Annotated in this window: 11 protein-coding genes and 1 pseudogene; 3 read left to right on the top strand and 9 right to left on the bottom strand. The window is 57.0% G+C overall.

Annotated elements, in window-relative coordinates:
* Together ACR3EH_RS03160 and ACR3EH_RS03165 are read left to right on the top strand one after the other, a co-directional pair.
* On the top strand, window positions 1-2,181 hold the full coding sequence (locus ACR3EH_RS03160) for a xanthine dehydrogenase family protein molybdopterin-binding subunit (protein ID WP_171182535.1): 2,181 nt from the start codon (window positions 1-3) through the stop codon (window positions 2,179-2,181).
* Between the two features lie 81 nt (window positions 2,182-2,262).
* Window positions 2,263-3,240: pseudogene (locus ACR3EH_RS03165) on the top strand (pirin family protein).
* A gap of 46 nt (window positions 3,241-3,286) precedes the next feature.
* On the opposite strand, the gene ACR3EH_RS03170 reads toward ACR3EH_RS03165, so the two are convergent.
* Genes ACR3EH_RS03170 through ACR3EH_RS03210 form a run of 9 tightly spaced genes read right to left on the bottom strand, consistent with a single transcriptional unit; the run spans window position 3,287 to window position 12,590 of the window.
* The gene (locus tag ACR3EH_RS03170) at window positions 3,287-4,108 is read right to left on the bottom strand and encodes a 3-oxoadipate:acetyl-CoA acetyltransferase (RefSeq protein ID WP_171182533.1); all 822 of its coding nucleotides are present in this window, start codon (window positions 4,106-4,108) and stop codon (window positions 3,287-3,289) included.
* 1 nt (window position 4,109) lies between these two features.
* Window positions 4,110-4,994: an intradiol ring-cleavage dioxygenase gene (locus ACR3EH_RS03175; RefSeq protein ID WP_171182531.1), complete on the bottom strand. Its 885-nt coding sequence runs from the start codon at window positions 4,992-4,994 to the stop codon at window positions 4,110-4,112.
* A 39-nt stretch (window positions 4,995-5,033) separates the two neighbouring features.
* Window positions 5,034-6,791 carry an FAD-dependent oxidoreductase gene (locus ACR3EH_RS03180; RefSeq protein WP_171182530.1) on the bottom strand — a complete coding sequence of 586 codons (1,758 nt, stop codon included), beginning with the start codon at window positions 6,789-6,791 and terminating at the stop codon, window positions 5,034-5,036.
* Window position 6,792: 1 nt separating this feature from the next.
* Window positions 6,793-7,890 (bottom strand): branched-chain amino acid ABC transporter permease, encoded by a 1,098-nt coding sequence (locus ACR3EH_RS03185; RefSeq protein ID WP_171182528.1) that lies wholly within the window; start codon window positions 7,888-7,890, stop codon window positions 6,793-6,795.
* The gene (locus ACR3EH_RS03190) at window positions 7,890-8,753 is read right to left on the bottom strand and encodes a branched-chain amino acid ABC transporter permease (protein WP_171182525.1); all 864 of its coding nucleotides are present in this window, start codon (window positions 8,751-8,753) and stop codon (window positions 7,890-7,892) included. The genes ACR3EH_RS03185 and ACR3EH_RS03190 overlap by 1 nt, the downstream gene beginning before the upstream one ends.
* Window positions 8,750-9,460, bottom strand: coding sequence for an ABC transporter ATP-binding protein (locus ACR3EH_RS03195; RefSeq protein ID WP_171182524.1), 711 nt, complete (start codon window positions 9,458-9,460; stop codon window positions 8,750-8,752). The genes ACR3EH_RS03190 and ACR3EH_RS03195 overlap by 4 nt, the downstream gene beginning before the upstream one ends.
* Window positions 9,460-10,179 (bottom strand): ABC transporter ATP-binding protein, encoded by a 720-nt coding sequence (locus tag ACR3EH_RS03200; protein WP_171182522.1) that lies wholly within the window; start codon window positions 10,177-10,179, stop codon window positions 9,460-9,462. The genes ACR3EH_RS03195 and ACR3EH_RS03200 overlap by 1 nt, the downstream gene beginning before the upstream one ends.
* Window positions 10,180-10,228: 49 nt before the next feature.
* Complete coding sequence (locus ACR3EH_RS03205) at window positions 10,229-11,503, bottom strand: ABC transporter substrate-binding protein (RefSeq protein ID WP_171182520.1); 1,275 nt, start codon at window positions 11,501-11,503, stop codon at window positions 10,229-10,231.
* Window positions 11,504-11,528: 25 nt separating this feature from the next.
* Window positions 11,529-12,590 carry a maleylacetate reductase gene (locus ACR3EH_RS03210; RefSeq protein ID WP_171182518.1) on the bottom strand — a complete coding sequence of 354 codons (1,062 nt, stop codon included), beginning with the start codon at window positions 12,588-12,590 and terminating at the stop codon, window positions 11,529-11,531.
* 105 nt (window positions 12,591-12,695) lie between these two features.
* Between ACR3EH_RS03210 and ACR3EH_RS03215 the strand changes: the two genes are divergently transcribed.
* On the top strand, window positions 12,696-13,625 hold the full coding sequence (locus ACR3EH_RS03215; protein WP_171182516.1) for a LysR family transcriptional regulator: 930 nt from the start codon (window positions 12,696-12,698) through the stop codon (window positions 13,623-13,625).
* Window positions 13,626-13,774 lie beyond the last annotated feature (149 nt).

A 13,774-nucleotide genomic window follows, 5' to 3' on the forward strand; every position in this document is an offset into this window, starting at 1 on the left:
ATGACTATGACCATGAACCGCCGAGGTTTTCTAAAAGGCGCCGCTGGCCTGACGTTCTTCATTGGAGTGGGCGGGCTGTCATCGGTCCGCTCTGAGGCCGCAGTTGGAACGCTGGATGTCAATCATTGGTTGACGATCCGGGCCGACGGAAGCATCCGGATCGTCTTCCCCTCGACCGAAATGGGGCAAAGCAGCTATTCCACACTGCCGCAGATCCTCGCTGAGGAACTGGATGCAGCATGGGACGACGTTGAGATCGAACAGTTGAACGCTGATGATCGGCGCTTTGGAAATCAGCTTTTTGGCGGTGTTTTGTACACGGCTGGCAGCACTGGAACGCAGTTCTACTTTGACCCGATGCGCAAGGCAGGCGGGCAGGCGCGCGACGTTCTATTGCAAATCGCAGCGCGCGAATGGGGTGTGGACAAAGCCAGCCTTAGGACCGAACCAAGTGTTGTTTTGGGCCCGGATGGCCAGCAGGCAGGGTATGGTGAACTTGCGGCGCTCGGTTCAAGGGATGTGACGGTACCAGACGCTGAAACCGTGCCTCTGAAAGACCCATCCGCGTTTCGGATCATCGGGCAAGACCTACCGCGTCGCGACGTTCCGGCCAAAAGCACAGGTCAGGCTGAATATGCCATTGATGTGGAAGTGCCCAATATGGCCTATGCAGCTGTCCTGCGCGCACCAGTCGAGGACGAGGTGCCGCTTTCCATCAACGACGCTGCCGCACGCGAAGTACCGGGCGTCATCGATATCGTAACAGTACCGGACGGCGTCGCCGTCGTCGCGGAAAGCCTTTGGTCTGCCTTGGGGGCACGGGGCTTGCTTGAGGTCGAATGGTCCACCACCTCACCCTTCCGAACCTCAAAAAGCGAAGAGACGCTGGCCGAATACGCCGCAGCTGTCAGCGCTCCTGAAGCGTCGGGTGCAACCTGGGCCGAGAAAGGCGACGCCCCCGCAGCCATTGGCAACGCTGACCGTCAGTATTCGCAGCTTTATTTGTCGGATTATGCCTACCACGCTCAGATTGAGCCGATGGCAGCTGTCGCGGCAGTCGATGCGGACGGGCAAGGTGCTGAGGTTTGGGCAGGCACGCAAACGCAGTCGTGGACCGCGCGCACCGTGTCGGAGGTGTTGGGCATCCCTGTCGAAAGCGTTCGACTGAACATGATGACAATGGGCGGAGGATTTGGTCGACGCACAGCCCTGATGCAGAACTATGTGCGCGATGCAGTGCTGTGCTCGAAAGCTATTGGACGCCCTGTCAAAGTGATCTGGCCGCGTGAAGACGACTTAAAGCAGGGAACCTTCCGTCCCGCTGCAGCGCAAAAGCTTGAGGCAGGTCTGACTGCGGACGGAAAACTCGACGGGTGGTATCACAAGGTCGCTACACCAACGGTGATCGGGTTTTTCAATCCCGTGCGTTGGGACGCGGTTAACCCGAACGATGTGATCTCGATGCGCGGTGCAGAGAGCAAATTCTATGGGATTAAGGATTTCCGCGCCGATCACCTGATCATGGAAAGGCACGCGCGCCTTGCCCCCTATCGCGGTATTGGCGCGTCCTACACGGCCTTTGCGGCAGAGTGTTTTATGGACGAACTGGCAGAACAAGCCAGGCGGGATCCGTTGGAGTTCCGGCTGGACCTTGTTTCAGAAAACCCGCGCGGGCGGCACCTGCTCGAGAAAGTGGCCGAAATGTCCGATTGGTACAATCGGGGTGATCGAAACTTAGGTCTTTCCTTCGCTGGCTACAGTTCATCAATGGCGGCAGGTGTGGCGGAAGTTGAAGTCGACGCGGACAGCGGAGAGATACAGATCACCAACTTCTGGGCGGCCATCGATGCGGGCCTGATTGTCACGCCGGACAACGCGCTCAATCAAATCGAAGGTGGGATCGTATTTGGAATCTCGATGGCTCTTTCCGAAAAGATCGACATCGAAAACGGCGAGGTGGTGCAGAGCAACTTCTGGGACTACGAGATCACACGCGCGTCGCAGATGCCTGAGATAGAGATCTACGTCGCGGAGGTCGATGCGCCGCCTGTTGGTGTCGGCGAGGTTGGCACTCCGATGGTGCCTGCGGCCATTGCTAACGCGTTCTACGCCGCACAAGGCAAGCGCTTGCGCCACATGCCGTTTACACCGGATCGCGTCACCGCCACGCTGGAAACGTAGGGGCCTAAGGATGCTGCCGGTCATTTCCTGTGACCGGCGGCGCATTTGCCAAGACCCGACTACAAACAAAGGACCCACTGCATGAGCTGGAACCCCACGCATAACCCTGAGTGCCCAAATGCCTCAGCAGACAGTGTTGAAACTCTGATCATTCCGCGCGCCCGTGATCTAGGTGGCTTTGAAGTCAGGCGCGCGTTGCCTGCGCCTGAACGCCAGATGGTCGGGCCATTCATCTTTTTCGATCAGATGGGTCCAGCAGAGTTCATCACGGAAGGCGGCATAGACGTTCGCCCACATCCGCATATTGGTCTTGGAACCGTAACCTATTTATATGATGGCGAATTTGAACACCGCGACAGCCTCGGCACCCATCAGATGATCTATCCGGGAGAAGTGAACTGGATGGTTGCAGGCAAGGGCGTCACGCATTCCGAACGCACCAGCGCGGAAACGCGGGCGAAGCGCAACCGGTTGTTTGGTATTCAAACCTGGATCGCGTTGCCAAAAGACCGCGAGGAGATGGCACCGGACTTTGAACATCACAAGAACGCGGCTCTTCCAGAGCTTCAAGATACAGGCATCCAAGCAAAGCTCATACTCGGATCTGCCTATGGCAAAACCGGCCCCGTGACGATGCAGTCCGAGACGTTTTACATCGACGTCATTCTTTCTCCGGGCGCGCATTTTCCATTGCCTGACGATCAGGAGGATCGTGGAATCTATGTCACTGAAGGGTCTGTTGAGGTTGCTGGCGACGTCTTCGAAGCCGGGCAAATGATGGTCTTTCGACCCGGTGACAAAATCAGCGTTCGGGCTGTTGAAAAGGGTGCGCGTCTCATGGCGCTGGGCGGTGCAACCCTGAGCGAGGAGCGTTATATCTGGTGGAACTTCGTTTCATCGTCGCGAGACAGGATTGAAGAGGCCAAAGAGTCTTGAAAAGCGGCGGATTGGGCCAATGGTCCATTCAAACTGCCGCCGGGTGACGACGCCGAGCATATCCCGATCACGCCAGAACTTGAGCAAACCTTGCCCAATAGAATAACCGAGCCTTCGGCCTGACTGTCAGACCGGGATTGTAGGATTTCCAAAGTGCGCAAAACCCGGTCTAGAGGCCCAAAATATTTCGTGCCTGGCCGGCTGTCGCAACCGGGCGGTTGTATTGGTCACAGATCTCTGCAGTGCGCGTTACAAGCGCTGCATTTGATGGTGCCAGCGTATTGCGATCCAGGCGTACGTTGTCTTCGAGGCCGGTTCGTGCATGGCCGCCAGACGAAATTGCCCAGTGGTTCAGAACCTCCTGCTGGGCGCCAATGCCAGCAGCGCACCACGGTGCACCCGGAAACAGTCGGTCAACTGTCTTCACGTAGAAGTCGAATACGTCCCGATCCGCAGGCATTGCGTTTTTCACACCCATGACAAATTGCACATAAGGCGTGTCCTTGATTTGCCCTTTCTTGTGCATCTCGGCCGCCTTCAGGATGTGGCTCAGGTCGAAGGCTTCGATCTCTGGTTTGACGTCATAAGTCACCATCTCTGCTGCCAGCCAATCGACGAGATCGGGTGGATTTTCGTAAACGCGCGTGGGAAAGTTGTTCGACCCTACCGACAACGAGGCCATATCCGGCCGCAAGGGCAACATGCCGCCGCGCGTCTTGCCTGCCCCCGACCGCCCTCCTGTCGAAAACTGGATGATCATGCCAGGGCAGTGTTTCTCAAGCCCCTCTTTCAACCGTGCGAACTTATCAGGGTCACTCGAAGGCGTTTCGTTGTCATTTCGAACATGGGCATGGCAGATGGATGCCCCTGCCTCAAAAGCTGCCTGTGTACTTTCGACTTGTTCCTCGACTGTTATGGGCACCGCCGGGTTATTGGCCTTGGTTGGCAAGGACCCGGTTATTGCAACACAGATGATACAGGGTTCGGACATTTCAGGCCTCTTTCGGTGCGAGGACAAAGTCGAATTCGACATCCCAATAGGGCCCCTCAAAGCCAACTCCCGCAGAACGTGTCGGGTCATCGACGCGGCGGAATTCGGCGATCAGGCTTTCTTTGACACCAAAAACGGAATCCGAATGGAGGTATTTGTCCTCGGGGTCAAAAATGTGGGTTGTCAGTTCGTCATACCCTTCCTTTGACACAATGTAGTGCAAATGGGCCGGGCGAAACGGATGGCGACCCAACCGGTTCAACAAATCTCCGACGGGGCCATCGTCAGGAATAGAATAATGTTTGGGCCTGACAGCGCGGAACCAGTATTTTCCGTCCGGTCCCGTTCTAAAAACACCGCGCAGGTTAAAGTCGGGTTGGATGCCTTTTTGCTGAACGTCATAGAACCCTTCGTCGTTTGCCTGCCAGACGTCGATTTTGACGCCTTCCAACGGTTTGCCGTCAACGTCTGTCACACGCCCGCGCACCACCATATCTTCGCCCTTTTGATCAAGGCATATGTTATGCCCCATTGCGTATTCAGGGGCATCGCCAACGTGAAATGGGCCCAACACGGTGTTTTCGGAGGCTCCGGTTGGGCGACGAGAATTCACGGCATCCACCAGCATCGACACGCCCAGAACATCGGACAGGAGAATATACTCCTGCCGCCAGTCATCGCACATGTGCCCGACCTTGGTCAGGAACATGATCGCCTCGAACCATTCCTGCTGCGTTGGTTCGATTTCCTTCACTGCTTCATGAAGCTTTCGGGTGATGACCTCCATCACCTGCTTCAGCCGTTCGCTTTCTGCGTTTTTGTTCCGTGCGGTGACGACCTCGGCCGAGTTTTCTTCGGTAAAGTATCCCATCTCATGCGAGTCCATTTTGGCCTCCTAACTTGTATAAGTTTGCTCTGGATTGGGTCATCGGGAAAGCACCTTGGTCAAAGCGCGGCGCAGTTCGGCTTCGGCATCCGTAGCCATCTCGGCTGAGCGCCATGCGACGTGTTGATCAGGGCGGACCAACAAACAGCCCGTATCTGAAATCTCGGACGCCCGCGCCCAATCCCCGGTGTGGTCAACATAGGTCTGGCGCGGGCCGATGACGTGACAGCGAATGGGCATGCCCAGCTCTTTCGCGATCATTTCAGCCGCTTTTACCCAGGCCTCGCCACCAATTCCGGTCAGCACAGTGAATTCTCCGCGACCGCACAAATCCAAAGTTGAATGCTTGTTCCCAGTATCATGATCAAACACCCAGACATGTGGAATGCGCGCACCAGGCCAAGTCGTCGGCTGGTAGTGCAACTCAGCATCCTGATCAAAACCGGGATTGGTTTGACCATCCGTTTCAATCGCACAGGAGTCGTAGCGTTGGTTCATTTCCACGCCATGCGCATCGAACTCATATTTCTTGAAGGCAATCGCCTCGCGAATGGCTTGTCTTTGTGCCGCAGCTTCAGGCGTTGATCCCGAGCGTGCCTCAAGGTTGCTTTGCATGACCTCTGGATCGACGCCTTCGGCCATTCCGAGCGATTCAAAGATCGGTCCGAATTCACCGATGGATTGATTGGCCCGTGTGACGATCTGCTTTGCCACTGGCGAACGTTCTTCGCTGTAGCTTTCCAGCAGGTTCTCTCCGGCATGGCCTTTCAGGACAGCCGCCAGTTTCCAGGCGAGGTTGAAGCTATCCTGAATCGACGTGTTCGACCCCAGTCCGTTCGACGGAGGGTGTCGGTGCGCCGCGTCGCCCATGATGAAGACGCGATCTTTCTGCATATGGGTCGCGTACATGTTGTTGACGGTCCAGGTGTTAGCGCTGATCAGTTCGATCTCAAGCTCGGGGTCGCCAACAAGCTGGCGCGCTACCTGCGTTGCCATGGCCTCGTCAACTTCGGGTGCTGGTTGGTTGATGTCATAGCCCCAAACAATGAGCCATTCGTTCCAAGGGCGGACCATGCGGACCAAACCCATGCCGATGCCACCGACATTCGCACCCGGTTGCATCACCCAGTATAGGACCGAAGGCCGATGCGCGACATATTTACTGAGATCTGCCCGGAACAGGATGTTCATGGACCCGCCGACGCCCATCTGACCTTCGAAAGGCAGACCGGCATGTTCGGCGACCAGAGAATTGCCCCCATCCGCGCCCACCAGATATTTCGACCGGATCGTGATTTCTTCGCCCGACAATCGATCCAAACACGTCGTTGTCACACCATCTGCATCTTGCTCATGTCGCAAGTATTCGGTGCTCATCCGCGCTTGCGTGCCTCGGCGGCAGGCCGTGCCAAATAAGATCGGCTCCATGAATGTTTGCGGAAGGTCGTTCATCATCGTCGGGCTGGACAGCAGGTGTTCAGCCTTGGACAGTGGATGATTGCCCCAGCTTTTCATCCGTCCGATTTCCTCACCCGCGAGGCTTTCGCAGAACACATTTTCACCCATCAAGTCCTGATGCGCGGCATGCATATAGGCTTCGGCCTCGACCTCGTGACCCAGATCGCGCAGCACCTCCATCGTGCGCTGATTGGTGATATGTGCCCGCGGCGTATTGGCCAGCCAGCGATAGCGGTTGATGACCATATTCTCGACGTCGTAGCTGGACAGCAAAGCCGCCGTTGCAGAACCCGCAGGTCCGGTCCCGATAATCAGAACATCCGTTGTGATGGTGGCCATGTTACGCCTCCCTCTGTTTGTCAGATTGAATTGAGTTGAGGCCGTCCTTTGGGTTCGTCAGCACAAGGCGACGGCGCACAGGGAAAATCTGAAGCCCAGTCTTTTCTGAGATCAGCCCCCACAGACCGCGGGGGGCGAAGAGCATGACGGCGATCCCGATTAGACCAAGCACCATGAGATACCACGAGCCGTAGTCGGCCAGCAGGCTCTGCAAGATGAAGAAGATCAGCACGCCCAGGATCGGGCCTTCAATGGTTCCAATTCCGCCGATCACGACGATGAAGATCACATAGGCCGTCCAGTCGGTGACCGAGAACGCTGCATCCGGAGAGATGCGCAGTTTCTGCACATAGATCAAAGCACCGGTCAGCCCGGTTCCTGCGGCTGAGACCAAGTAGACCAGCCATTTCATCCGCACCGCATCCACGCCGACGGATTTCGCTGCTTCGACATTGTCGCGTACCGCAGCCAATGCCAGCCCGCGCTTTGTTCTGAGCAGCCAGTAGATACCCGCAATCGTTGCGATCACCAGCGCCAAGGCCAGCCAATAGGTCAGGATGTCCCGCGCTGCTGCACCGCGAACGTCAAACGTGGTCTGTATCCATTCGGTGGCCCACATCTCACGCGTTGCGGTGCGCGGCAGAGAGGTTCCGGTGCCTCCGCCGAGCACTTTCCATTGCGCCACTAGCAGACGCATAACCTCGGCGATGACCCATGTGCCGATGGCAAAATATGCCCCTTGCAGGCGGAAGGCGAAAAAGGCTGTGGGTATGGCTACAATCAGGGCTGCAACACCGCCCAAAAGGATCGCCGGAACCGGGTCCATCCCCCAAAGGATGACACCGCCAAACATGGCATAGGCTCCGATGCCTACGAAGGCTTGCTGCCCGACGGACACCAGCCCGCCATATCCTGCGAGCAGGTTCCAGAATTGCGCCAAAACCAACATCGTGAAGATAAAGAACAGGTCTTGGATCAAGCCTCTGCTGGCGAAGGTCGGCAGCAGGATGAACAGGATGATCAGAGCGATACAGACAGCTCCGGCGCTATAAGAGGCGCGGGTCTGGGTCTGGACACGATACGTCGAAATATCAGCCATCAGTCCACCGCCCTTGGAAACAGGCCTCTGGGCTTGATCAGAAGCACGATGAGAAAGGCCAGATGACCGGCCAGGATTTGCCATTCGGGATTGATCGCCGCGCCGACAGTCTGAGCGACACCGATAATGATGCCTCCGACAAGCGTGCCCCATAGGCTGCCGAGGCCACCAATGATCACAGCCTCAAAGGCATAGATCAGGCGCGCTGGGCCGATATTGGGGTCAAAATTCGCCCGCATGCCCAGATAAAGCGCTGCCAAGGTCACCACGAGCATTGCGATGGCTGTAGCGCTGGCGAAAATACGTTCTGGGCGGATACCCATCAAACCCGCCGTCACCGCATCATCCGAGGTCGCGCGAAACGCGCGGCCCAACTCCGTGCGGTAGAAAAGTTGGTTCAGACCGACGATCACAAGGATCGCCGAGGCAAAGGTCAGCAGCGGCAGCACGCCGAGGTTCAGCCCGCCCATCTGAACGGACGCCGTTGCGATTTCACCCGCAGGCAGACGTTGGCTATCCGCCGAGAACCCTTCGAGTAATGCGTTCTGCAAGACGACCGACAAACCGAACGTCACGAGCAAGGGCGGCAGGATATCAGGCCCCAGCACGCGGTTCAGCACATGTCTCTGCAAGGCCCAGCCCACGCCAAACATAATCGGCGCGGCTATGATCGCGGCCAGAAACGGAGAAAGACCAAGCAACGAAACCAGCAGAAGGATCAGATAGGCGGCAAAGACAATCAGATCGCCATGGGCCAAGTTGACCAATCGCATGATCCCGAACACGAGGCTCAGGCCTGCCGCAAACAGCGCGTAGAGCCCGCCCAACAGAACGCCTTGAATGATGGTGTCGATCCAAATCATGCGGCGGCTCCTCCGAAATAGGCATCGTGAATGGCCTCGCGGCTGAGCGTGTCTGCGGTGCCTTCCAGCGTGACGCGACCCTCCATCATGCAGTAGACGCGGTCTGCGACTTTCATCGCCTGGCCAATGTCCTGCTCCACCACGATCAGGCTAGCTCCGGCCTCCTGAATGCGAGGGACGGCATCGTAGATGTCCTTGATGACCACGGGTGCCAGACCAAGGCTAATCTCGTCACAGAGCAGAACGCGCGGGTTGCTGATCAGGGCGCGGCCTATGGCTACCATCTGCTGTTGCCCACCAGAAAGGGCTGTGCCCGGGTGGTTTCGACGCTCTTTCAGGATCGGGAACAGGTCGTAGATTGTTTGCAGGGACCAATGGCCCGATACCTTTCGGCCATAGGTGCCTATCAGTAGGTTTTCCTCGACACTTAGGGAAGGAAACAGCCGACGCCCCTCGGGCACCATTGCCACTCCGCGTGCCATGATCTCATCTGAGGTCAGATCGCCGATGGGCTGGCCGTCAAAACGCACCTGATCAGACCCGTTGGTCAGAACCCCCGAAATCGAGCGCATGAGGGTCGATTTCCCGGCCCCGTTTGCGCCGATGATGGCGACGGTTTCACCTTCGTTCAGGTGGACGTCCACACCGTACAGGGCTTGGAAGTCTCCGTAATGGGCGGTCAGCGCGTGGGTTTCCAGCAGGCTCATCAGACTTCGATCCCCAGATAGATTTCTTTGACTTCCCGGCTGTTCATGATCTCGTCCGGATCGCCCAGACCGATGACCTTGCCGAAATCCAGAACCAGCAGCCGTTCAACGACTGAGGTGAGCGCATGCAGGACATGTTCGATCCAGATGATCGTGACGCCACTGCTATGCAGCCCTTTGATCGTGTTGATCAGCGCGGTGCATTCTGCGTCGGTCAAACCCCCGGCGATTTCGTCCAGCAGCAGCAGCTTAGGATTGGTTGCCATCGCACGGGCCAACTCCAACCGCTTGCGTTGCAACAGCCGCAATCCACCGGCCGTGTCATTGGCCACATCCAACAATTCCGTTTGCTCAAGAATGCGGGCGCAATCCTGTTCAACCTCGTGTTCGGATTTGCTCTGCCCGTGCGTCGCGGCCACCAGCAGGTTTTCGAACACTGTCAGATGATCAAACGGCTGAGGGATCTGGAACGAGCGCCCTATACCTGACAGGCAGCGTTGCATGGGGGGCACGCGGGTCACATCCGTCCCGTCAAAATGGATCGATCCCGCGTCAGAAGTCAGATTGCCCGTTATCAGGTTGAACAACGTGGACTTGCCCGCGCCATTCGGACCAATGATCCCAAGGGCCTGCCCCTGCGAGACATCAAAACTGACATCGTCAGTGACAGTGAGCGCACCGAAGCTTTTTGAGACGTTTTTGAGCGAAAGAATGGTCATACCGGAGTTCCTGCCCCGGAAAAGATCCGGGGCACTGGTTTCGTTGCGATCAGGAGATTTCTTCCATCACACCTGCGGTCGGGATTTCGGGTGCCGAGGAGTTGTCGACGATCACGAGGTCATAGCTGCCATTGTCGAGTAGCCGCCATTGCCCCCCGACCAAGGGTGTTTTCGCAACGTTCTGCGCGGCGAAGGGCGGTAGGCCCGCACCATCAAAGGCGATCCGGCCAACGATCGAGTCCAGCTGCGTAGCTGCGATGGCTTCGGCGACCGCATCGCCATCACCCGCGTCATCAACGCGGCCCATGACATTTGCTGCCATTTCGAACAGCGCATGCACAAAGCCGATGGGTTGGGTCCACTGACGGTTGGTGGCGGCCATGTATCCTTGCGCCAGTTCAGCTGAGCTTGCGCCGGTCAGCGATGACGAGAACGGATGGGTGGGGGACCACCAAACTTCAGAGCTCAGGTTGTTGCCTGCGTCGCCCAATGCCTCGACCGCTTGCGGGAACAAGATGGCCTTGCCGATACTCGCGGCTTTCGGGGTGAAACCTTGCTGCTTGGCTTGGCTCCAGAATGTGGTGAAGTCAGGCGGGATCGGAACGCCGGTTACGATTTCAACATTCGCCTGCCGGAACGCGTTGATCTGGGCGGAGAAATCGTCAGTCAGGTTCTGGTACCGCCCGGGATCCGTCAGCGTATAACCCAACTCTGAGAGAACAGGTGGGAAACCTACATTCGGGTCGCCCCAGGCATTGCCATCACCGTCATTTGGGAACAGAGCGCCGACTTGTTTGTTGGTCTCCAACTGGTTCCACATTGCCGTGAAGACCGAGATCACGTCCTCAAGACCCCAGAAAAAGTGATAAGCGTAATAGAACGGCTCCCAACTGGCTGGATCACCGGGATTGCCCTGCTGGCCAATGAACCATGGCTGCCACGGGGCAACGGTCGAAATGCAGGGCACTTCCTCGGCCTCACAGGTCGAGGCAACCGGGTTGGTGGTTTCGGGTGTCGAGGCAACCAACATGAGGTCGATCTCATCGTCCACGATCAGCTCGCCCGCGACATCTGCGGCGCGGTTCGGGTTCGACTGACTGTCCTTAACGATGACCTCAAAATTCGCACCGGCCTCGGACGCGGCGAAGTTTTCCAAAATGTACCTGTCTGCCTCAGAGAACGCAGCCAAAGGCCCTGATTGTGGGCTAACGTAGCCTAGTTTGATCTTTGCGCCCTGAGCGATAGCGGGCGCGGCGAGCGTGCCGGCGGCCAGCCCGAGGCCGGTTGCAGCGCTGGATTGCAGCAATTTGCGACGTGTGATCATGTGTCCCTCCCTTGACACGGTGAACTCAAACGCCTGGGGCGTTTCCTGCCCAAGCATTTTGAAGCAGCGCCCGCAGTCCATCAGCAGTGACCGGCTGCGGGTTCCAATACGGGTTCTTGAGTGCGATTTCTGTGGCGCGGTCCAGATCGGCCTCAGACAGGCCAAAGTCTTTTAGAGCCATCGGTGCGCCCATGGATTTGGAAAAATTCCAAAGCGCCTGACCGGGCTCGGAGCCTCCAAGAATGTCCGACACAGGCGTCAACAGGCCCGGTACACCCGCCGCGTTGTAGGCGATGGCATGGGGCAGAATGACTGCGTGGGTTTCCGCGTGTGGCAGATTGAAGGACCCGCCCAGCGTATGGCAAAGCTTGTGATGCAACGCCATTCCGACCAGACCAAGCACCGTACCGCAGGCCCATGCGCCACGCTGCGTTTCTTCTCTGGCTTTCAGGTCGTCGGGGCTTGCCACAACGGTCGGCAGGCCCTCCGCAAACGCTTTAAGGCCATCGATAGCCAATTCCGTGGTCTGATCCGTACGATCCTTGGCATAAAGCGCCTCAGTTGCATGAGCCATTGCGTTCAAGGCGCTGGTCACGGTCATTGCGGGTGGCAATGACGCCACAAGTTCGGGATCGTACAGAATGACCCGCGGCAGAACCTTTAGGTCTGTAAGGGTGGTTTTGATGCCATCCTCAGTCTGACCCAGGATCGGAGTAGCCTCGCTGCCGGCATATGTGGTCGGGATGGCGATTTGTGGCAAACCGGTCCGAAGAGCAATCGCTTTGCCTAAGCCAATCGTCGAACCTCCACCGATAGAAACAATGCTATCGGCTTTGACTGACAACGCGTGTTCAACCGCTTCTTCGGTCACGTCGACAGGTGTGTGCATCGTTGCCCGGGTGAAGACGCCTGCCGCTCGATCCCCAACAGATGTTGCAAGCTCCATTGCCATATCGACTTGCTGAGGCGTCGACAGGATCAGCGCCTTGTTCGATCCCAGCTCCGCCAGCTCCGCGCAGATGTCGTTGCGCAAACCTGCGCCGAACCGGACTTTCTGGCCATTGATGCTGGTAGTGCTGAGAGCCATTGGGCGGGTTCCTGACAAGCGTTGGATTGCGGGTCTGGAGGGAACGCTAGCAGGCAAAGACAGCGCTCTTGATCGAATTATCGGCTGTTAATATAACTTTGAGGTATGAAGCTTGATCCAAGACATCTCGAGATTCTCGCGGCTATTGTCGAGGCCGGAGGGTTGACCGAAGGCGCTGCTTTACTTGGGAAATCTCAACCCAGTGTCTCCAGAAGTGTCTCGTTGTTAGAAGACCGAGTGGGGGAGCCTTTGTTCCTGCCCACCCGAAGGCCCTTGCAACCAACTGAGCTTGGTCTCGCTTTGGCTCAGGAGGGACAAAGAATTCTGAACGCGGGTCGTCATGCGAGCCGACTGGTCGACGAGCACCGTCAAGGCCTTGCTGGTGCGGTTCGGGTTGCGGGCACACCGATCTTCATGGACGGCGTCATCTCGAACGTGATTGCAGAGTTTCAGGCCGAGTACCCCAATATTCGGATCGACCAATCCTATGGGTACCCCACTGAACTTTTGTCCCAACTGTCCGCCGAAACTCTGGACCTCGCCATTCTTCCAATGCGCCCGGCTGACGTTTCTGATGAGTACGAATTTCGTCAAATTCTGCCTGGTCGAAACGTCATTGCGTGCCGCGTTGGGCATCCATTGGCGCGCAAAAAAGAGGTAAAGCTGGAAGATATCACCGAGTTTTCCTGGATCGCGCCACCTGCGAACAGCCCGCTGTTTCGTGACTTGAGAAACACGCTGGACGGCATCGGTATGCGAGACTTGAAAATCAGTTTTACCGGCGGGTCTTTGAGTGCGGTTGTCAACGTTCTGACGGGCTCAGATTCCCTAACCGTTTTGCCTTTTTCTGTAGTCTACATGATGCAAAAGCAAAAAACTCTGACAGCACTGCCGATAAAAATCGGTGATCCCGACCGACACTTGGGTTGCGTTACGCTAAGCGCCCGAAGCATGCCGGCTTCGTCAAACCGCGTGCTTGAGTTCATAAAGCAGAAGTTTGAAATGCTTGATCGATTGATTTGTAACGCGGGATGATCTTTCTGAATGGTCTTGTGTAATAAAACATGAGAAATGGGGTGACTATGTGAAGCCCACACGAAGTTTGGGGCGGATGTTGTTCAATGCGTGCAGCCTCAAGGGTCCTTTTGGGTTTGGTGGTCATCTGTGTGTTTCAAGGTGCTGTA

It is taken from the genome of Ruegeria sp. BG7 (assembly GCF_056535685.1).

Coding starts and splice junctions, on each gene's coding strand:
- ACR3EH_RS03160 (WP_171182535.1), top strand. CDS start 1: ATGACTATGACCATGAACCGCCGAGGTTTTCTAAAAGGCGCCGCTGGC.
- ACR3EH_RS03170 (WP_171182533.1), bottom strand. CDS start 4,108: ATGTCCGAACCCTGTATCATCTGTGTTGCAATAACCGGGTCCTTGCCA.
- ACR3EH_RS03175 (WP_171182531.1), bottom strand. CDS start 4,994: ATGGACTCGCATGAGATGGGATACTTTACCGAAGAAAACTCGGCCGAG.
- ACR3EH_RS03180 (WP_171182530.1), bottom strand. CDS start 6,791: ATGGCCACCATCACAACGGATGTTCTGATTATCGGGACCGGACCTGCG.
- ACR3EH_RS03185 (WP_171182528.1), bottom strand. CDS start 7,890: ATGGCTGATATTTCGACGTATCGTGTCCAGACCCAGACCCGCGCCTCT.
- ACR3EH_RS03190 (WP_171182525.1), bottom strand. CDS start 8,753: ATGATTTGGATCGACACCATCATTCAAGGCGTTCTGTTGGGCGGGCTC.
- ACR3EH_RS03195 (WP_171182524.1), bottom strand. CDS start 9,460: ATGAGCCTGCTGGAAACCCACGCGCTGACCGCCCATTACGGAGACTTC.
- ACR3EH_RS03200 (WP_171182522.1), bottom strand. CDS start 10,179: ATGACCATTCTTTCGCTCAAAAACGTCTCAAAAAGCTTCGGTGCGCTC.
- ACR3EH_RS03205 (WP_171182520.1), bottom strand. CDS start 11,503: ATGATCACACGTCGCAAATTGCTGCAATCCAGCGCTGCAACCGGCCTC.
- ACR3EH_RS03210 (WP_171182518.1), bottom strand. CDS start 12,590: ATGGCTCTCAGCACTACCAGCATCAATGGCCAGAAAGTCCGGTTCGGC.
- ACR3EH_RS03215 (WP_171182516.1), top strand. CDS start 12,696: ATGAAGCTTGATCCAAGACATCTCGAGATTCTCGCGGCTATTGTCGAG.